The sequence below is a fragment of the Burkholderia sp. AU30280 genome (genome assembly GCF_020420125.1).
Lineage (GTDB): Bacteria > Pseudomonadota > Gammaproteobacteria > Burkholderiales > Burkholderiaceae > Burkholderia.
On record NZ_JAIZRY010000003.1, the window covers coordinates 226,157 to 245,451 of the forward strand.

Consider the following 19,295-nt stretch of genomic DNA (forward strand, 5'->3'; position numbering starts at 1 on the left):
CCGCCGCGTACCCGTCGCCGGCCCACGGTCATTCAGATCGATGCGGTCGGCCCGTCGTCGATGCCGAGCAACACGTCGGTCACGGCCTCCGAGAAGCGCATCGCGCGACCGTCGATCAGCACGCCGTCCGGATTCGACGGATCCCGCGTGGCATGCGGCACGCCGTGCGCGAGCAGCACTCGCGCGCAAGCCTCCCAGTCGGACACACCGACATGCTCCGGTTCGTTGACGGATGCCCACGACAACGTGCCGAGCGCGTCGCTCCCGAACCCGTGCACGTCGCGCCAGCTCGCGCCGTGCGCGAGCAGGAACGCGAGCAAGTCCGCATCGCCGCGGAACACCGCGTGATTCAGCGCGCTCGCATCCCAGTCGCCGCCCCGCGCGGCGATCGGCCAGCCCAGTTCGACCATGACCTTCACGGCGTCGCGCGAACCCCACGCGGCGGCGTCCGGCAGCAACCGCAGCCGCTCGCCCGACAGCGCACCGGGCAGGTCGGGATGGCGCGCCTGGATGCGCCGCGCATCGTCGGCGTCGGCGCGCGCGCAGGCCGCCACGAATGCGTCCTGCGCATCGAGCGCCTCTTCCGCGCCGGCCGCGCGCAACAACGCCGCGACGTCGGGCAGCCCGGTCTGCATCGCCAGCCGGTACGCACTGACGCCTGCCGGCGTCCGCGCGCCCGGATCGGCGCCGGCCGCCAGCAGTGCGGCGATGTGGCGCGCCGAGCAGCGCACGCCGATCGCCCGCAACAACGGCGCGCCCCAGGTTTGCGCCAGCCCCGCTCCGGGCGGCTCGTTCGGGTCGCCGCCATGCGCGAGCAGCAGTTCGAGCGCCTCTGCGTCACGCATGTCGAACGCACGCCGCAACGCATTCGTCCCGCCCACCCGCGCGCCGTGTTCGAGCAGCAGGCGCGTACAGGTCGGGTTCTCCACCGAGTGATACAGCGATTCGCCGTCGTTCGGATCGGCGCCGGCTTCCAGCAGCATGGCGGTGAGAACCGGATCGCGATTGACGCCCGCTGCGCCGTACAGGGCCGACAACGGGCCCGCTTCGTCGGGCTCGGCGAGCGAAGCCGGCGGAAAGCGGTTGCCGATCCGCTGGTTCGGATCGGCGCCGGCATCGAGCAGAAGACGCGCGCAGGCGCGCAGCCTGGCGGCAAACCCGGGAAGCTGCCCGAGCCGCGAATGCGTGACGGCGACCAGCGGCGGCAGCTTCAGCACGCCGCCGGCGCGCGCGATCCAGCCGGGATCGGCGGCCAGTGCCGCCTTCACCGCGTCGAGGTCGCCGGCCGCGCATGCGACGGTCGGATCGCCCGCAACGAGATCGGGATGGTCGAGCAGCAATTGTGCGGCGACGCGCGGCCGGGGTGCGTCGAAGCCGCCGGTCACGTCGCCGCCGTACGCCAGGTCGAGCCAGCGCCGGATCAGCTGCGACCGCGGTTGCCCCGCCAGCGCATGCGTTTCGACGAATGCGCCGAGATCGGCCCATGAGGCAAAGCCGTACTCGCGCGCAATGCAGGATTGCGCGTCATGCAGGCGAAGCCCGAGCGCGCGCGCTTCATCGTGCGTGCGGTTCGCGGCGGCAGGGAGAAACCGGACAAAGCGCGCGACGGCATCGGCGTCGCCTTGCCGGTACAGGCGCAACAATGCCTTGGCCTGCTTTTTCAGATGATCGGGATTGGCCTTGGGCGGCAGCTTTTTCATGCGAATCCTCGTGCAGTCGTGGCCGAAGGTCCGCAATACCGCCAGCACAAAGGACAGGGAGAAAGTGAATTTGCTGCGACAGGTGGGTTCAACCCTTTCCGCGGACCCGGAAGCGACCTGCATCGCTGCCCGGTATCGTAGGCGAGCGCCGGCGACCTCGTCAACCGTGCCGCGCCATGCGGCGGCGAGGCTCAGCCCGCGAGCTTCTTCGTCAGGAAAATGCGCGCGTGTCCGACCGGATAATCCGGCAATTCGCCGAAGCGGACATAGCCGCGCTTCTCGTAGAACGGCCGCGCCTGGAAGTCGAAGGTGTCGAGCCACGCGCTGTGGCAGCCGCGCGCGGCGGCTTCCGCCTCGGCCAGATCCATGATGCGCGTGCCCGCACCCTGGCCGCGCGCGGCCTCGGGCACCACGAGCAGGTCGACATGCAGCCAGCCGTACGCCGTGCTGCCCCACAGGCCACCGACCACCGCGCCGTCGCCATCGGTCACGACCACGGCCAGCGGACGGGCATCATTCGGGCCAGCCTGGCTTTCGTTGAACCGGACGAGCGGCGCGACGATCTGCTTGCGCACGTTCGCGTCGCCCGCGTCCGTCACCTCGTATGTGAACGTCATCGGTTGAGTCCGCCTGAATCGAAAACAAGAAACGGTTGAAGCCGTGCGTACCGCGTCAAACGACGTAGGCACCCTTCGCGTGCAGTTCCGCTTCCGTGCGCTCGAGCGCGGCGACCGCATCGCTGCCTTCGAGCGCCAGCAACTGCGCGACCAGCGTTTCGGCGATCGCGTGCGCGGCCACCAGTGACGGAAAGAACGACGGGCTGTCGTGCGTGAAGATCAGTTGCGCATCCGCGTGCAGCGCGATCGGCGACACCGCACTGTCGGTAATCGCGACGATCCGGCTGCCCTGCGCCTTCGCGGCCTGTGCGACGCGCGTCGCTTCCGCCGAATACGGTGCAAAGCTGACGACGACGGTCACGCTCTGCTTCGCGATCGTCCGCAGCTCCATTTCGAGCGACCCGGCGACGCCGTTGAGCAGCGACACGGTCGGACGGAACAGCCGATAGCCGTACACGAAGCCGAACGCGACCGGATAGCACGAGCGAAACCCCGCGACATGCACATGCGACGCCTTGCGGATCAGTTTCGCGGCATCGGCGAGCGTGTGCTCGTTCTGCGCGGCGGTGGCCGACAGGTTGTGTTGTTGCGCGGCGAGCAGGTCGTGCGCGAGCGACGCCTTCGCGTCGGGCCGCACGAGCGAGCGCGCCCGCTGCGTGAGCGGCTCGGGGCGCGTGCGCACGCGTGCGACGCACAGGTCGCGCAACTCGTTCCAGCCGGGGAAGCCGAATTGCTGCGCGAGCCGCACGAGCGATGCGGGCTGCACCTGCGCGCGCTGAGCGACCTTGCGCATCGACGAGGTGGCGACTTCGTCGGGATGATCGAGCAGGAAGGCAGCGCCCGCCTGGAATTGCGGGCTCAGCTCGGAAAATTGCGCCCGGATCCGGGACGCGAGTTCGTCGAAATTGGCGGCCATCTTGGTGGGAACGGGAACCGGTCGTCCATGGTATCACCGGCCCCGCGCGCACCGGTCAGCGCAGCACTTCGACGTGATCGGCGTCGACCTTCACGCTACCCGACCATTTGCGCTCGAATTCGCCGGTCACCTTCACTTCGTTCTTGTCACTGACGGGCTGGCCGGCCGCCCACAGCTTGTGGTCGATCTCGACGCGGATCGTGCCGGTCGCATCGGCGAATTCGTAATCCTCGCCGCCGACATGCTTGACGATGCGGCCCTGCAACTGCACGTGCTGGTCGTCCTTGCCGTTCGCGAGCAGTTCCTTCACGGTCGTCGGGGTCAGCGCGGACGGCCCCGTGTATTGCGCGTAGACGGCGGCGGGCAGCGTGGCGAGCGCAACCGTCAGGATTCTGGCCAGGTGTTTCATGATCGTGGTCCTCTTCTTCGATGTGGCGCCGCGCCCCGTTGAACGCGACGGCCCCAGATTACGGACCGTAAGATTAAGCAAACCTGAAGGCCGCACCGAAGCGACACGGTGCCGCATCGGACGCCCGCCAACGCCCGCCGCGCGCCGCCCGCATTTAACGTGCGCCTAAGACACCGGCGCTTATCATGGGAACCCCGGGTGCCACGGCGCCCCATTGAAGAGACACCAATTCATGCGCGTATTGCTCGTCGAGGACGATCCGCTGATCGGCAGCGGGCTCGAACAGGGCCTCAAACAGGAAGGCTTCGCGGTCGACTGGGTGAAAGACGGCGACGCGGCGTCGCTCGCGCTGCGCGCGACCGGCTACGGCCTGCTGCTGCTCGATCTCGGGCTGCCGAACCGCGACGGCCTGTCGGTGCTCGCCGCGCTGCGCCGCCGCGACGAAAACCTCCCCGCGATCATCATCACCGCGCGCGACGGCGTGCCCGAGCGCATCGCAGGCCTCGACAGCGGTGCGGACGACTATCTCGTCAAGCCGTTCGAACTCGACGAACTGCTCGCCCGTATCCGCGCCGTGAACCGCCGCCATGCGGGCCGCGCGCAGACGACGCTCGCGATCGGCCCGCTGCGGCTCGATCCCGTCAAGCACCTCGTCTGGCTCAACGACGACGAAGTGCCGCTGTCGCCGAAGGAGTTCGTGCTGCTGCACGAGCTGATGCGCGACCCGGGCGCGGTGATTTCGCGCGAGCAGTTCGAGGAGCGGCTGTACAGCTGGGGCGAGGAAATCGAGAGCAACGCCGTACAAGTGCACATCCACAACCTGCGCAAGAAACTCGGCCACGACACGATCCGCACGGTGCGCGGCGTCGGCTACCGGATCGGTGACGGCCCGTGACGCGCATGCAACGCGCGATCGCGCGCTGGCGCAACGCATCGCTGCGGCGGCGCCTGCTGACGTGGTTGCTGCCGGCCGCGTGCGTGATCGGCCTCGTCGCGAGCGCGGGCACCTACTGGGGCGCGCTGCGCGAGCTCGACGACCTGCTCGACGACCAGATGCGCAGCATGTCGAAGCAGATCGTCGTCGGTCCGAACGGCGAGCTGTCGTTCAGCAACCACGCCAACGGCAAGCACGGTTTCGAAGCGAGCGACCCCGACGCCGTGCTGCTGCAGGTCTGGCGCAACGGCACGCTCGTGTATTCGACCGACCGCGATTCGAAACTGCCGCCGCCCGAGCAGAAGGGCATCGCAAGTGTCGACGTTGCCGGCCAGCCATGGCGCACCTATGTGACCCAGCGCGGCGGCACGACGATCCGGCTCGCGCAGGCACGCCATGCACGATGGGAAGCGATCGCGGGCATCGCCGTGCACCTGCTGTGGCCGGTGTTCTCGATGCTGCCGCTGCTCGCGATCGGCCTGTGGTTCGGCATCGGCGCCGGGTTGCGGCCGCTGCGTACGATTGCATCCGGCCTCAAGCGCAGGAATGCGAACAATCTGGAACCGGTCGACGTCGGCTCGATGCCGAACGAAGTCCGGCCGCTCGCCGAAGCGATCAACGACCTGCTCGCGCGCCTCGACCGCTCGTTCACGCTGCAGCGTCACTTCATCGCCGATGCCGCACACGAGTTGCGCACGCCGATCATGGGCCTGTCGATCCAGTCGCAATTGCTGCGGCGCGCGGCGACCGCCGAAGAACGCGAGCACATCCTCGCGCAGATCCATGCAGGCACGACGCGCCTCGGCCACCTCGCCGAGCAGTTGCTGACGCTCGCGCGCCTCGAACCCGATGCGCAGGCGGCCGCCGCCGTGTCGGCCCCCGTCGATCTCGCCGCGCTGTGCCGGTCGGTGGTTTCGGATCGCACGCGCGTCGCCGACGCACACCGGATCGATCTCGGCGCGATCGTGTCGACGCCCGTGATGACGTCGGGCAATGCGGACACGCTGCGCGTACTGCTGAACAACCTCGTCGACAACGCGATCCGCTATGCGGGCGACGGCGCGCGTGTCGATGTGTCTGCACGCATCGACGGCGCGACGCCCGTGCTCGAAGTCGCCGACGACGGCCCGGGGATTCCGGAGGCCGAACGCACCGACGTGTGGGAGCGCTTCTATCGCGGCGCGGGCGCGCAGGCCGTCACGTCGTCGGGCAGCGGGCTCGGGCTGTCGATCGTCAAGCGGATCGCCGAACAGCATCGCGCAACGGTTGCGCTCGGCACCACGCGCGGCGGGCACGGGCTGACCGTCACGGTGCGCTTTCCGCTGCCGGCCTGACCCGCGCACATCGCGCGGCTTGTCCACAGATTGTGTTGGCAAGCTTGTGGACAACCGTCCATTAACAGCACCAAGCCATTGATCGGAAAGGGTTTGCCAGGCGTGCGCGGCAAATGCGCCAGCCCGGGTCAACCACGCATCCCGCTCAGCTGTCGTTGACGATTCGCTCGATCCGCAGGCCGGTCGAGGTTTCGAGGATGCTGGCGTGACGCGTCACGACGCAAAACAGCCGGCCCTTGGGATAGTCATCCGGCCTTTGCCGGGTCCGATCCTCGGTGTGCACGACCACGGTTCCGTTGAGCGGATACGCACCGACATGTTCACCCAGGAAATAGATCTGGCCGTTCAACTGGTAATAGCCATTCCCGAGGTACCAGAACGAATCGTTCCCCGTCGCGATCCGGTCAGTGCCCAGATAGATCCCGTCGCCCTTCCTGACGATCGCATAGAACAGCAAGCCGATTTGCGGTTCGATGACGGTGTAGTGATTGGCACGGATGTCGTCGAGCACCTTGTCGCGAACTTCGTCACTCAGGTAGGTGCTTTCGCCGAAATACTCGGTGTGATGGTAGGGCGGCGTACAGGCATGCGCACTCGTGCCGCATGCCAGCGCCACCAACGGTACGGCGATCGCTTTCCGGATCGTTCTCACTGATTTCTCTCCAGGTTCTTTATTGTCGGCCCGCCATCCGGCGCGGCAAATGTTACCGGTGCCGGATCGCGTCGCCAGTTTACCGAACCGCTCTCGTTCAGGAAGATGCATTCGCCTAATTGACAACCAGTTGTCCAATACGTAAAGTAGTTGTCAATTCATCCCGCGTATCGAACATGACGAAATCCGCGAAGTTGACCGCCGTCGCGCTGTCCGTATTCCGCTTGAACGGCCTGCTGATCGAATGGGGCAACACCTTTGCCGGGCCGCACGGCCTGACCAGCGCGCGCTGGCAGGTGCTGGGCGCCATCTCGCTGGCGCCGGAAGCCCCGAACATCCCGCAGATCGCCGACGCGATGGGCATCACGCGGCAGGCGGTGCTGAAACAGATCAACGTGCTGACCGACGAAGGGCTGGTTCAGTCGCTGCCCAACCCGGCGCACAAGCGCTCGCCCCTGTACGCGCTGACGCCTCGCGGCGAGGCGGCCTATCAGGCCGTGGTCGAGCAATGGCAACAGCATGTCCACGACATCGCCGGCGACTTCAGTTCGGCCGATCTGGATGCGGCGATCCGCGTGCTGTCAGCGATGTCCAGCGCGCATGGCGCCGCTACACCGACGTGAGCGCTCAATCGCCCCGTCCCCCTCATCCGAAGGAATTCCCATGCCTCATTTCAAGCCGCTGGATCCGGCGTTTCCGATCCAGCAACAGATCGCCATCGACGCGAAGCCGATCGTCCTCGTCAACGTGTTCACGTTGGCCGCCGCCGACGAAGCCGACTTTCTCGCCGTGTGGAAGGACGACGCCGAATTCATGAAGCGGCAGCCGGGATTCATCTCGACCCAGTTGCATCGCGCGCTCGGCGACAGTCCGACCTACCTGAACTACGCGATCTGGGAATCGACCGAAGCGTTTCGCGCGGCCTTCACGCATCCGGCGTTCGTCGCCAAGCTGTCGGCCTATCCGTCGTCCGCCGTCGCGAGCCCTCACCTGTTCCAGAAAGTCGGTGTGGCCGGTATCTGCACTGCGTGAGGGCATGACCTGCCCGGCAAAGCTTAAGAAAACGTCCTGACGGCTGGTTGTCCGGTCCAGTAATCAATCGTTCCTGGCGGGCGGCCCGACCCGTTTGCAGAAGCACGTTGTACCCATCCCGGTTGGATGGCTGGATCGTCCCCGGCGGCAAATGCCCTATCCCCAAACACCGATGCGGCTGTTCGGCGTAGCCAAGTGCGTTGCTCTGATCATCGCGTCAAAGTAAGACGCGAAAGCGTGAAGAACTTTGCCTGCCGCCACACAAACGGTAGCCCCCCGCTCTGTCTACTATTGAGAGGCATGCGAACAGCGACAAGCTGCGGTGATTCGGCGGACGCCGATGCGTCGCCCGGTGCATGTCTGCCTGGAAGTTGAATCATGGCGTGCTTTCCCTGTTCCGCTCAATCAAGCAACCAGCCGTTATCGCCCTCGACCAGCGTGCCGCCGTGGCTGGTGGTGTCACCCTCGCGGGCGACCGCCCGGCCACCAAACGTGGTTACGCCCCCGGTGACGATGACAGCACCGCAACTCGTAGAGTCACCGACACAGGCCGCTTTTCTCCCCCCGACTGTCACGCCGTCCGTGCCGCTGATAACAGTCCCAGGTCCGTGCAATGGACAGACATGGCGATGGCCGACAAGCACAACGGGTCGCATGAAAATCTCCGATGGTGATATTGATCAGCCGTTACTTTCCGACGGCGGCACTCTGTTCGCCCACGTACTTCCACTGGAAGCTGAAGGGGTCCACGCCCCGGTCCCCCGGCAGGTTCGGCAGTGAATCCCCTTCCTTGGCGAACACTTCGTGATAGCCGCCGAGCCTTTCGATGCTCTTGCCCGTCGCGGCCCAATAGCCGGTCTTTGTCGCGTAGTCGCCCGGACGGGCGTACGGCAGCGCGGGAACCTGCGTACGGGCATCCACTTCGCCAAGGAATTCAATGTGCCGCCCTTCACGCGCTTCTTCATCGGTCGGCTTATAGACCCTGAAATAGAGGCGGTTCGACGGTGCGTTATCCGTGATCGAGTACCTCATCCTGCCCCTGCCCTGCGAATCCGGACGTTCCTGAGCCTTGCGGATCTCAGCCCAGTCGTGCTTCGGATGCCAGTAGACGATTTCATAAACGTGATTGCCTGGAAGGAACTGGGTGTTCACGATCACAAACTCACTAGGTATATCTGAAATCCATTGGCTTTTTGCTTTTAGGACACGAGGATTCGCCTCTCTCTCTTCATCCCTAGGGGCCGGCCTGATAGCCATAATGCCGTCATCCTTGGGTGGTGGCGCGGGATCGATGCGCTTGCCTTCTGAATACAATTGTATTCGGGGAACATTCGGTGCTGGCCCATCAGTCCATTTAAAGTCCCTGTCGCTCGAATTGATGTAAGACAGGTAATAATGGATTTCGACGTAGTTGCTGCCAAGCTTTCCGTCATGAAACCTGATCTGCGTAATCAGCGGATTCTTGACCCAGCCAACGCGCTCATCCGGGACGACGTCGGTCTGGTTGGCACTTTGCTTGTCAGTCAAGGGACTGGTCGGTAACGGAAAGGCTTGCGATACTGGCGAGGCAAAGCAGGCCGACGCCGCTACAAGCCCCGCTGTCAGAACAACCACTCCGGTACCGCGCATCGTCCGATGGTGATGTCTCATCTTTCGCGCTCTTAATAGAAATGCGATTTCTTTGGTATACACCGGTTCACGATTGGGCATGAATACATCCTGGAAGTAATCTGCTGTCATTGCCCGCTAGCCTGACTGTGGTCGCCCACGTACTTCCACTGGAAGCTGAAGGGGTCCACGCCCCGGTCCCCTGGCAGGTTCGGCAGTGAATCTCCTTCCTTGACGAACACTTCGTGATAGCCGCCGAGCCTTCCGATGCTCTTGCCCGTCGCGGCCCAATAGCCGGTCTTTGGCGCGTAGTCGCCCGGACGGGCGTACGGCAGCGCGGGGACCTGCGTACTGGCATCCACTTCGCCAAGGAATTCAATGTGCCGCCCCTCACGCGCTTCTTCATCGGTCGGCTTGTAGACCCTGAAATAGAGGCGGTTCGACGGCGCGTTATCCGTGATCGGGTACATCATCCTGCCCTTGCTCGTATCGGTACGGTCCAGAACCTCGCGCACGTCAATCCAGTCGAGTTGCGTATGCCAGTAGACCATCTCGTAGACGTGCGTGCCAGGAAGGAACTGGCTGTTCATAATCACAAATTGACCGGGTCCATCTGAAGTCCATTTGCTTTCAGCCTTAACCTTGTTGGCGTACAGTTTTATTTCCTCATCCCGGGGAGCCGCGACATAAGGCTCAATGCCACGATGCTTAGGTGGGGCAGGCTTGATCTCATTGCCCCCCGAATACAGCCGCATTGCAGGACCATCAGGTGTCGGTTTACCGGTCCACTTAACGTCCTGTTTACTTGGATTGATATAGGAAAGGTAGTACCGCATTTTAATGCTGTCGTCACGTACGATTGCGTCATGGAACCTGATCTGTGTGATCAGCGGATTCTTGACCCAGGTTACCCGCTCATTCGGCACGACGCCCGTCTGGTTTCCACTTTGCTTGTCGGTCATAGAAATTTTCGTAGTTTGGTTCGAAGGCGGCGCCGCTTGCTGTTCCGCAAGGGACGAGCAGCCGACCAGTGCGATCATCCCTCCAATCGAAATAATGGCGCGAACGCCGTTCATTGTCAGACGGTCAGGCTTCATCCTTCGCGCTCTCGATAAAAATGCAATACTTTCGGCATTAGCTAACGCCCTGTTGGGCGTGAACTCGGCGAGTACCCGTTACTTTCCAGCGGCGGCACTCTGTTCGCCCACGTACTTCCACTGGAAGCTGAAGGGGTCCACGCCCCGGTCCCCCGGCAGGTTCGGCAGTGAATCTCCTTCCTTGACGAACACTTCGTAATAGCCTCCGAGCCGTTCGATGCTCTTGCCCGTCGCAGCCCAATAGCCGGTCTTTGGCGCGTAGTCGCCCGGACGGGCGTACGGCAGCGCGGGGACCTGCGTACTGGCATCCACTTCGCCAAGGAATTCAATGTGCCGCCCCTCACGCGCTTCTTCATCGGTCGGCTTGTAGACCCTGAAATAGAGGCGGTTCGACGGCGCGTTATCCGTGATCGGATACATCATCCTGCCTTTGCCCGTATCGGTACGGTCCAGAACCTCGCGCACGTCTATCCAGTCGAGTTGCGTATGCCAGTAGACCATCTCGTAGACGTGCGTGCCGGTGAGGAACTGGCTATTCGCGATTACAAATTCACCCGGCCCATCTGAAGTCCATTTGCTTTTTGCTTTTACTACGCTAGCGTTCGCCTTTATCTCGTCATCTCTGGGGGGAGCCTTGAGAGCTATAATGCCGTCATCCTTACGCAGGGGCTCGGGATTAATGCGCTTGCCTTCTGAATACAACCGAATGACAGGATCATCCGGTGTCGGCATGTCAGTCCATTTAGCATCTTTCTCACTTGGATTGATGCATGAAAATCCGTACCGTATCTTGATGCTGCTGGCACGTACGATGGCGTCATGAAAACTAATCTGCGTAATCAGCGGACTCTTGACCCAGGTTACCCGCTCATTCGGCACGACACCCGTCTGGTTTCCACTTTGCTTGTCGGTCATAGAACTTTTCGTAGTTTGGTTCGAAGGCGGCGCCGCTTGCTGTTCCGCAAGGGACGAGCAGCCGAGCAGCGCCACCATCCCTCCAATCGAAATAATGGCGCGAACGCCGTTCATTGTCAGACGGTCAGGCTTCATCCTTCGCACTCTCGATAAAAAATGCAATACTTTCGGCATTAGCTAACGCCCTGTTGGGCGTGAACTCGGCGAGCACCCGTGCCGCGCGTGCCCCATAGGCAGTCTTTCCGTTGTATCCGTCAGGGTCATGTGCCCCGTTAACATCGACCTTCTGGTCCTTTGCATGAGCGGTATTCTGCAAATGCGCCACCTCGTGCAACTGGATTTCCATACGGTTCTGATCGACCGGATCCCTGTTATTAAAGCTTCGAAAGAATGGACCATACTGGCAAGCGATATTGACGTATTCCATCCGGAAGCCTGATTGGGCAGGCTTGAGCGCCTTGGCCGGATACACCCCCGGCTGCACATAGGCACCTGCCTCAAAACCCAGTGCGCCCTTGACCACCCGTTGCATGGATATATGGCGGAAGAACTCCCGCATGCCTTTCAGGTAGTTATGGACGTGATGCCCGGCAGGCGCGGCCGCAAGCTGGCCGTGCAACGTCTCCGGGGCAGCGATGTCATTGGGCGTTACGCCAAACCAGTATTCGAAGTTTGACCAGAGATCGTGATGGGCAACATTGTGAATCGTTTGCAGAGTCGCATATTCCCTGACGACTGGCGCCCGCGCCGAGGGCGCATCAGGCATGGCGGCATTGGCGTCCGCCCAGGGTTCGAGTTGTTCGAGGCGCTTCTCGATCAGCTTCAGGCAGGTTATCCAGCTCTGCCGGATTTCCAGTTCGAACGCCTCCTCGGACAGCGTTGCGTCCGTTGCGAGGCATTCCCGCATCTGGGCCAGAAAGCCCACAGGGTGGAAATGCCAGTTCTTCGTATCCATCGGCGTGGATAGCGGCTTCATGGCATTGTTCACACCGTCCTGCTGTACCTTCGCGTCGCTCCAGAACTGCTGACGCTGAATATCCTGCAAGAACGCCTTGAACTGGCTGTCGGATAATTGCGGAAGCGGCGGATGGCCACCTTGCTGAAGTTTGTCGTATCGCTTGCTGTTGTTACTGCTGTCCCATTCAGTGTGGAACCGGACAGCGGCGGTGCGCAAGATCGCGTCAACGCCATCGGCATGAAGATCATCGAGACTCAGGCTCGCAGAAGACTTGTGTGCGGCGGACAGGATTTTCTGCATGACCGCATCGTCGTCCTCAACGAATCCATCGTCTGTCGTATTCAGTTCGCTATCCTCATAGGTCTGCCATCCCCGCGCTACCCAGTCACTGTCAGTAGTCAACGTCACCCACGCGTCGCGGACAAATTCCCGCCCATCGGCTGCTGCGCTCACTTGATCGGCGTACGCGTAGTAGGTGCTTCCATCCATGCCAAAGAGTTTGAAACATATCAATTCCTCAACTTGAGTTGGCACCGTTCCATCCACCCCGCAGGGTATCGCTCCCAAAAAACACGAACCTGAAGGAAACTGTTGCATATTTGAAGCAGCCAACCTACCCGGTTTAACCAGGCTTTGAAATCGTGCGAGATTGGCATTTCTCGTTAGCCACACCTTCCCCATACCATCGCTTTTCTGTCCATCCGCATATTCCTGGTACGACGAACTTGGGTTGATAATGTTCAGCGGAACAAGCGGCTTCATCTGCCTCACCAACTTATTCTCACCCGTAAAAATCTCGAAGTGGAAGCTGTCCGCCACCGGGCCAAGATCGCCGTCCGTTATCCCGGCGTAACCAATCACCTGTCCGGCCCTGACCGGATACTCCAATGAGAAGGTGCAGTCCAACGGCATCCACCGCTTTTCCGTCGGATGGCAGCAATACATGAACGAAATGGGGTAGCCCAGCCGGATTTTCTGCTCGGGCCTCAGTGGAGCGCCTGGCTCCACGTCCAGATACATGCGCTCGACCCATCCCTCGCCACTGTTGCGGGTATTGATGTCAGTAATCCTGATCTTGACCATGTGGTGCGCATCATCAATCACCGCGCTTACCGTTACTTCGTCGCCGCGCAACGCGGCAACCGGAACAATTGTATTGGTGGTCGTGAGAAACGGCGGCAGGACTGCCTTGTTCTGCAACTGCTTCTGCGGCAGCAGATTCGCGTAGAGCGAGTAGAAGTGCGCCCCGATGTATCTGGGGATGCTCGCGCTGACACCCTGCGAAACGCCCTCCACGGGCTGCATTTCACCGCCCCCTCTATTGACCTCGCACTCGTGCCGTATCAGTACAAAGCTGCTACTGAACTGCCGGGGCGGTGACGGCTGCGGCTTGGCTTTCGACGCTGACGCCTTCACGGGTGCGGCCGCTTTGATCTGCCGGTCAAGTTCGCTGTCGATATAGTCCCGATCCAGTCGGAATGCGACGATGGTGCCGTCTGCGACCGCGCGCACCGGCTTTTTTCCGCTCAAGTGTACGCCGCCGTGCCAGAAGCGGTTGCGCCCTACCGGGAATACCCCTCCCGCGACGTGCTTCGCGAGATCAATATATTTGCGGGCAAGTGCTGGCGTACTCAGCGCGGCACTGGCTGATCGCGGGTAAGACGCTGGCTGCGGGGCGCTGTAATAGGGATCGTCTTCAAATGGGAAAGTCACAATCACGAGGCACGGTTCCTTGGTGGAATAAACGGCAGGCGTCAGCCTGAAAACGGGAAGTAGTCCGGTGTGAACGGGTCGCCCTTGTTCACGTCTGAGCGCATGTCCAGGGCATTCTTGACCCAGCCGGTCTCGGTCTGGACCGGCCCCTTCAGCTTGATCCGGACTCCTTCAATCGTGACGCCCTCACCGTCGAGCGTGATCTTTCCGGCCGGGCCGATGATTTCAGCCTTGTCGCCCGCCTGTAGCTGGTAGATACGGGTCTTGCGCTCACTAGCCTGCCCCGCCTCGACCTGGTGGCGCCCCTGCACCTTGTGTTCGGCGTTGCCGCCAGTCGTGACCTGGAAGTTGGCCGCAATGGTGTCCTTGCGATTGTTGCCGGTTTCCTCGATTCGATCCTTGCCGATCTGGATGCGGTGATCGCGTCCAACCGAAAGAAACGCATCCTGGCCTATGGTGTGACGACGATCGACACCAATCTCGACCTGTTCGCCTCGGCCGACTTTTTCCGTACGATCATTGTCAATCGTCACCGATTCGTCATGTCCGACCGTCTTCGCGCGATCATGTGCAACCGTAAGCGATTCATCGTTTTCAACTTCGGTTCGCATATCCCTTTCGGCATGGAACCATATTTCCTCCCTGCCTTTCCTGTCCTCGAACCGCAGCGCGTTGGCGGTTTCGTAGCCGCCTTTATCGGTGGAGCGCGTCAGCGTGCCGCTCTGGGTCGCATTGGCGGGCAACTCCCACGGCGGCATGTTGTGTGCGTTGTAGTGCCGCCCCGTCACAAATGGCCGGTCAGGGTCGCCATTCTCGAAGTCCACTATCACTTCCGAGCCCACCCGCGGAATGCTGATGGTCCCGTAGTTGTTGCCTGCCCACGGATAGGAGACCCGCAGCCAGCAGGATGATGTCTGATCATGTACTGGCGAGCGGTCCCAGTGGAACTTCACCTTCACCCGGCCGTACTGGTCCGTGTAGATTTCGCTCCCGTCGGCCCCCGTAACAATGGCCGTCTGCGGGCCGGTTGTACGCGGCTTGCTGACCGTGCGCGGTGGACGGAAAACGGTCGTGGCCGGCTGCACTTCAAACTGTGTCCGAATCCGGTATTCGCCGGTATCGGTTGCCTCGTCGAGTTCAGCCGCATCCAGCCGAGCCCGGATAACAAGGAATTCGCGGTTTGCATCGGCTTGCGGAAAACCCGCCAGCGTAAAAGTCGTCCCACACACGACGTTCCGCACATTCCCACCGCCAGTGCCCCGCTCGCCCAAGGCACGCATTTCCTGCATGCGTATCCGTGCAAACTGCTCACCGGCCTTCTGTTCGGTGTAGTCGCCGGGCCACTCGTAACGTTCAAGCGTATTGTGCGAGGTGTTCTGCGGCAACTGAATCTGTGCCTCGAGATTTGCCCTTGGCCGGGTAAAGTCGAAATCGTTCGTGGTCCACTGACCTGACTGGATACGCGCAGTCGTATCAAAGTTGTCGATGTGCTCCATGTCAACCCTGCGGCCTGGCGGATAGTACGACAGCGTCTGATAGGCTTCACTGTCAACCGGCTTGTGCGCCCCCAACTGGTCCACCAGGACCATGCGATGCACGGTATCTGAATGCTCGAAGAACCAATAAATCCCGTTTTCTTCCATTAGACGCTGGATAAAATGAAAGTCGGTTTCGCCATACTGGACCTGATAGACCAGCTTCGGATAGGACTCGCTTAGCCGCATGTCCCACGAGTAGAGGTAGTGGTCGCTCAGCACTTCGTGAATGATTTCAATAACAGACTTATTCTGGAAAATCCTGTAATCCGAGCGTTTCTCAGCCAGCGCGATCCACGGTTGCAATTTGAGTCGATACCTACTCTGGCGGTTTGACTGCCCGGCAAAACTCACTGCCGTGATAATCCCGCTGATTTCGCGTAACCCGCGTCCGATGTTTGCTGCACCGGTCGCCCCTGGCATTCCACGGACAAAAGTGCCCATCCCGTCAAGCTGGATGGTGACGGTCAGTTCCTTCCCAATCATGTCGAGTGTATTGAGATTCGCTGCCTCTTCATCACTCAATCCCGCGTCGAGCGAGGTTTTAACCTCCAAATCGTAGGTGTAGATTTTGGAAAGTTCTTCCTCGCCTTCGATCGCAACCAGTTGCAATACAGGTTCGCCATTGGGCGATAACGGAACGGCAGCCCCACTGATAGAGAGCGTTCGGGGCCGGCTGAATTTCTGGATAACCGGATATAGCTTCTGAACATCAAACGCGTTGGACATGGCGATTCCGACAATAAGATGGATCGTATTGGGCTACTCGGCGAACGTATGCAGACTGCCCCGTCAGGATGTTTCGCTATCAGGCAACAACCCGACCGGCAGGGACACGGGGCTATCCATTGCGACCATATGATGTTCACGTCGCGTCAGTTCGGGTGGCCGCTGGGCAGCACGGAGTGATGCGGCAGCAAGGAATTCGGCAGGCGCGAACAGACCCAGCACGTCGTTCCATTGCTCCGGTTCACAGAGGTCCGGTGCCCCACTGAGGTCGCCGAACAGCTGTTCAAGTTTGACCGGAGGCCTGAGTAGCTCCATGATCCCCTCGGGCTTGGCAACCGGCTTAACCGGTTGCGGTGGCAACTCCACCATAGTGAGCAAACCCAATCCCGGTTCAGCCTGCACGGGCAACGCAGATGGAGTGGCTTCCTGTGTATAAGAGATTGCCCGCTCGGCCAATGAAAGCGGATCATCGAGAAATCCAAGGTATTGACTGTACAGCGACGCAATAATATTTGCGTCCTCTACAGCAACGTTATTGTCATCGCGCTCGCGAAGGGCCTCGCCGCCACGAAGGGGCGCTGATGATCCAAGCAGGCCAAATACTGCCCCACCGCCGCATTCGTCACCAATGGACAGCGCCCGAAATCCCCCGCGCATAACATTGCCTGCGACGTGAACAACCGTGCCGCCGTGATCCGTTGAATCGCCAAAGCGAGCGACATCCTTGTCTGAGGTATTGTCTTTCACGATTCATCTCCGTTGAACGGAATTTCTCCTGCGTCGAATTTACCGAACGCATCGGTAAAATCACATAAGACGCGTCCGAAATTGACAAAACCTGGCAAAAATCACAGGGTGTGATTTTTTGTTGAGACAATGGACATGCCCCGCGTATAAGTTGCACACACAACGTCTTCACAACCGAGGCTGGCTCAAGCGGACAACGGCAAGTGACTTGCTGCCTCACACGAACCCAATCGGGCGGCTCGGACATATTGCAACCTTCTGGACGCTCCTCCATCATGGCTTGCGCCGTCTGCCGAAGCAAATTCACACCAGCAGAACAACAACCAGCAGACCGAATCAACTACACGACAATTCGATATAGATACTATCCATATCCATAGGTATCCTCACTTCTCGAGATAACAAGACACATTGCCGGCACATCGGATTCAGTGCTGGACGCCTGGAGCAGCCCCCTGAAACGCCGGACACAGTCACCCACTTACAATAACGGGCAGGCATAAGACTGTGTCTTTGACTAACACCTGGCAGGAAGTGATGAAAGTGTTGACGGGCCCGGAGCGCCGGCGGCGCCGGACGGCGGAGCAGAAGCTGGCGATGGTTCGCGAGAGTTTCGAGCCGGGGAAATCGGTTTCGATGGTCGCGCGCCAGCACGGCGTGAATCCGAACCAGCTGTTCCACTGGCGCAAGCTGTATCAGGATGGGAGCCTGTCAGCGGTCAAGGCTGGCGAGGAAGTGGTTCCGGCCTCGGAACTGGCCGACGCGCTCAAGCAGATTCGTGAGCTGCAACGGATGCTCGCCAAGAAGACCCTGGAGAACGAGATTCTCCGAGAAGCAGTCGAGTACGGCCGGGCAAAAAATGGATAGCGCACTCGCCCTCGCTGCCGGAGGACGACCAGTGAAACTGGTTTGTGAAGTTCTCGGCGTGTCGCGCTCGAACGTATCGGCACGGCTGTCGCGTCCGGCGACGTGGCTCGATGGCCGTCAATCGAGGCAGACTGACGACGCGGTCGCTGTCGAGGAAATCCGCCGGGTCGTCGGCGATTTGCCCAGCTATGGCTATCGCCGGGTTTGGGGCATATTGCGCAACGAGCGCGTCGCGATTGGGCTAGTGCCGTTCAACGCCAAGCGCATCTATCGTGTCATGCGCACGCATGGGTTGCTGATGCAGCGTCGACCGATTCCGCCCCGCCCCCAACGTCGACACGACGGCAAGGTGGCCGTCGCGCGCAGCAATCAGCGGTGGTGCTCGGACGGCTTTGAGTTCCGCTGCGACAATGGCGAGCCACTGCACGTAACGTTCGCGCTGGATTGCTGTGGCCGTGAGGCGATGAGCTGGGCGGCCACGACGGCAGGCCACAGCGGTGACATTGTGCGCGACGTGATGCTGGCTGCAGTGGAAAATCGGTTTGGCAACGACTTGCATACCCCGTCCGAAATCGAGTGGCTGAGCGACAACGGTTCGGGCTACACGGCTGACGACACGCGCCGGTTCGCAGTGCCCATCGGCCTGAAGCCATTGACCACGCCGGTGTGCGGCCCGCAAAGTAACGGGATGGCCAAGAGCTTCGTGAAGACGATGAAACGCGACTACGTCGCCTTCATGCCGACGCCGGACGCAGCGACTGCTGCACGCAATTTGGCCATCGCGTTCGAGCACTACAACGAGAAGCATTCCCGTAGCGCGCTGAAACATCGCCCGCCTCGCGAGTTCCGGCGCTCGATGGATTCAGCAATCCTTAGTGTGATGCCGCGTCCGGTATTACAGAGGCAACTCCAGCGGGGTGTCATGTCAATTCGTCATGCGGGATGGGGGATCGTGTGGGAATGGCCTGAAGCAGCCACACCCCGTTTCGCCACATCGTCTATCTTGCCCGCCTGACAAGGGTTCGCTGCCACCGCCAAAGTTCTCCACAGAAAATGTTGGCAAGCTTGTGGATATCCTGCGCACCGCGACGCTAAGCCCTTGATCCGATGGACTTTGGCACGCGTGATGCAGACAAGCCCCCGGGGATGGCCATCGCATCCCCCGCGTCGCCGCACGACGCATCACAACGCCACGACGATGCACGCCGCAGTCGGTTCTCGCACGTGCCCGCCATGCGCGGCGCACTTACCCACAGATTGTGTTGGCAAGCTTGTGGATATCCTGCGCAAGCCTGCGCTAACCCGTTGATCGGGCTACGGTTCATGCGCGGCGTCACGGTTGCGGCACCATGCCGCCCGGGCATGCACGCAGGCGGCCGATCCCGCGCAACGACAGTGCATCGCCGTCGCCTTGACGCTCGCACCTGCCTCGCGTCAAGATCACGCGAGCCGCAGGCACACGCGCATCGCCGGCTTCGCGCGCCGGCTCGACGGCCCGGCCGTTCCGCCGGCGCCGCACCACGACACTTCAC

At 61.5% G+C, this 19,295-nt stretch carries 16 protein-coding genes and 1 pseudogene; 5 read left to right on the forward strand and 12 right to left on the reverse strand.

Features of this window, described 5'->3' with window-relative positions; translation table 11 throughout:
* Positions 1 to 32 precede the first annotated feature (32 nt).
* The 4 genes from LGN17_RS08520 to LGN17_RS08535 all read right to left on the reverse strand — a co-directional run bounded on the left by LGN17_RS08520 (position 33) and on the right by LGN17_RS08535 (position 3,642).
* The gene (locus LGN17_RS08520; RefSeq protein WP_226195892.1) at positions 33 to 1,700 is read right to left on the reverse strand and encodes an ankyrin repeat domain-containing protein; all 1,668 of its coding nucleotides are present in this window, start codon (positions 1,698 to 1,700) and stop codon (positions 33 to 35) included.
* Positions 1,701 to 1,891: 191 nt separating this feature from the next.
* Complete coding sequence (locus LGN17_RS08525; protein ID WP_226195893.1) at positions 1,892 to 2,317, reverse strand: GNAT family N-acetyltransferase; 426 nt, start codon at positions 2,315 to 2,317, stop codon at positions 1,892 to 1,894.
* 55 nt (positions 2,318 to 2,372) lie between these two features.
* Positions 2,373 to 3,233, reverse strand: coding sequence for a MurR/RpiR family transcriptional regulator (locus LGN17_RS08530; protein ID WP_226195894.1), 861 nt, complete (start codon positions 3,231 to 3,233; stop codon positions 2,373 to 2,375).
* A 55-nt stretch (positions 3,234 to 3,288) separates the two neighbouring features.
* Positions 3,289 to 3,642: a YgiW/YdeI family stress tolerance OB fold protein gene (locus tag LGN17_RS08535; protein WP_226195895.1), complete on the reverse strand. Its 354-nt coding sequence runs from the start codon at positions 3,640 to 3,642 to the stop codon at positions 3,289 to 3,291.
* 232 nt (positions 3,643 to 3,874) lie between these two features.
* Between LGN17_RS08535 and LGN17_RS08540 the strand changes: the two genes are divergently transcribed.
* A complete protein-coding gene (locus LGN17_RS08540; protein ID WP_175953255.1) occupies positions 3,875 to 4,537 on the forward strand; it encodes a response regulator in 663 nt (220 codons plus the stop codon).
* A gap of 5 nt (positions 4,538 to 4,542) precedes the next feature.
* Positions 4,543 to 5,910, forward strand: coding sequence for an ATP-binding protein (locus LGN17_RS08545; protein WP_264165878.1), 1,368 nt, complete (start codon positions 4,543 to 4,545; stop codon positions 5,908 to 5,910).
* A gap of 145 nt (positions 5,911 to 6,055) precedes the next feature.
* Here the strand turns inward: LGN17_RS08545 and LGN17_RS08550 are convergent, their stop codons facing one another.
* Positions 6,056 to 6,673 carry a hypothetical protein gene (locus tag LGN17_RS08550; RefSeq protein WP_226195897.1) on the reverse strand — a complete coding sequence of 206 codons (618 nt, stop codon included), beginning with the start codon at positions 6,671 to 6,673 and terminating at the stop codon, positions 6,056 to 6,058.
* 65 nt (positions 6,674 to 6,738) lie between these two features.
* Between LGN17_RS08550 and LGN17_RS08555 the strand changes: the two genes are divergently transcribed.
* Positions 6,739 to 7,185 carry a MarR family winged helix-turn-helix transcriptional regulator gene (locus LGN17_RS08555; protein WP_226195898.1) on the forward strand — a complete coding sequence of 149 codons (447 nt, stop codon included), beginning with the start codon at positions 6,739 to 6,741 and terminating at the stop codon, positions 7,183 to 7,185.
* A 40-nt stretch (positions 7,186 to 7,225) separates the two neighbouring features.
* Positions 7,226 to 7,594, forward strand: coding sequence for an antibiotic biosynthesis monooxygenase family protein (locus LGN17_RS08560; RefSeq protein ID WP_226195899.1), 369 nt, complete (start codon positions 7,226 to 7,228; stop codon positions 7,592 to 7,594).
* Between the two features lie 401 nt (positions 7,595 to 7,995).
* Here the strand turns inward: LGN17_RS08560 and LGN17_RS08565 are convergent, their stop codons facing one another.
* The 7 genes from LGN17_RS08565 to LGN17_RS08595 all read right to left on the reverse strand — a co-directional run bounded on the left by LGN17_RS08565 (position 7,996) and on the right by LGN17_RS08595 (position 16,896).
* Positions 7,996 to 8,250, reverse strand: coding sequence for a PAAR domain-containing protein (locus LGN17_RS08565; RefSeq protein WP_080334425.1), 255 nt, complete (start codon positions 8,248 to 8,250; stop codon positions 7,996 to 7,998).
* Between the two features lie 31 nt (positions 8,251 to 8,281).
* A complete protein-coding gene (locus tag LGN17_RS08570; protein WP_226195900.1) occupies positions 8,282 to 9,334 on the reverse strand; it encodes a hypothetical protein in 1,053 nt (350 codons plus the stop codon).
* Complete coding sequence (locus LGN17_RS08575; RefSeq protein WP_226195901.1) at positions 9,331 to 10,299, reverse strand: hypothetical protein; 969 nt, start codon at positions 10,297 to 10,299, stop codon at positions 9,331 to 9,333. The genes LGN17_RS08570 and LGN17_RS08575 overlap by 4 nt, the downstream gene beginning before the upstream one ends.
* 78 nt (positions 10,300 to 10,377) lie before the next feature.
* The gene (locus LGN17_RS08580; RefSeq protein ID WP_226195902.1) at positions 10,378 to 11,349 is read right to left on the reverse strand and encodes a hypothetical protein; all 972 of its coding nucleotides are present in this window, start codon (positions 11,347 to 11,349) and stop codon (positions 10,378 to 10,380) included.
* Positions 11,339 to 13,891, reverse strand: a complete 2,553-nt coding sequence (locus tag LGN17_RS08585) for a M35 family metallopeptidase (protein WP_226195903.1) — start codon at positions 13,889 to 13,891, stop codon at positions 11,339 to 11,341. The genes LGN17_RS08580 and LGN17_RS08585 overlap by 11 nt, the downstream gene beginning before the upstream one ends.
* A gap of 35 nt (positions 13,892 to 13,926) precedes the next feature.
* The gene (locus LGN17_RS08590) at positions 13,927 to 16,149 is read right to left on the reverse strand and encodes a type VI secretion system Vgr family protein (protein WP_226195904.1); all 2,223 of its coding nucleotides are present in this window, start codon (positions 16,147 to 16,149) and stop codon (positions 13,927 to 13,929) included.
* A gap of 63 nt (positions 16,150 to 16,212) precedes the next feature.
* Complete coding sequence (locus LGN17_RS08595; protein WP_226195905.1) at positions 16,213 to 16,896, reverse strand: TagK domain-containing protein; 684 nt, start codon at positions 16,894 to 16,896, stop codon at positions 16,213 to 16,215.
* Between the two features lie 537 nt (positions 16,897 to 17,433).
* On the opposite strand from LGN17_RS08595, the pseudogene LGN17_RS08600 reads away from it, so the two are divergent.
* Positions 17,434 to 18,637: pseudogene (locus LGN17_RS08600) on the forward strand (IS3 family transposase); the annotation flags it as partial.
* Between the last annotated feature and the right edge of the window lie 658 nt (positions 18,638 to 19,295).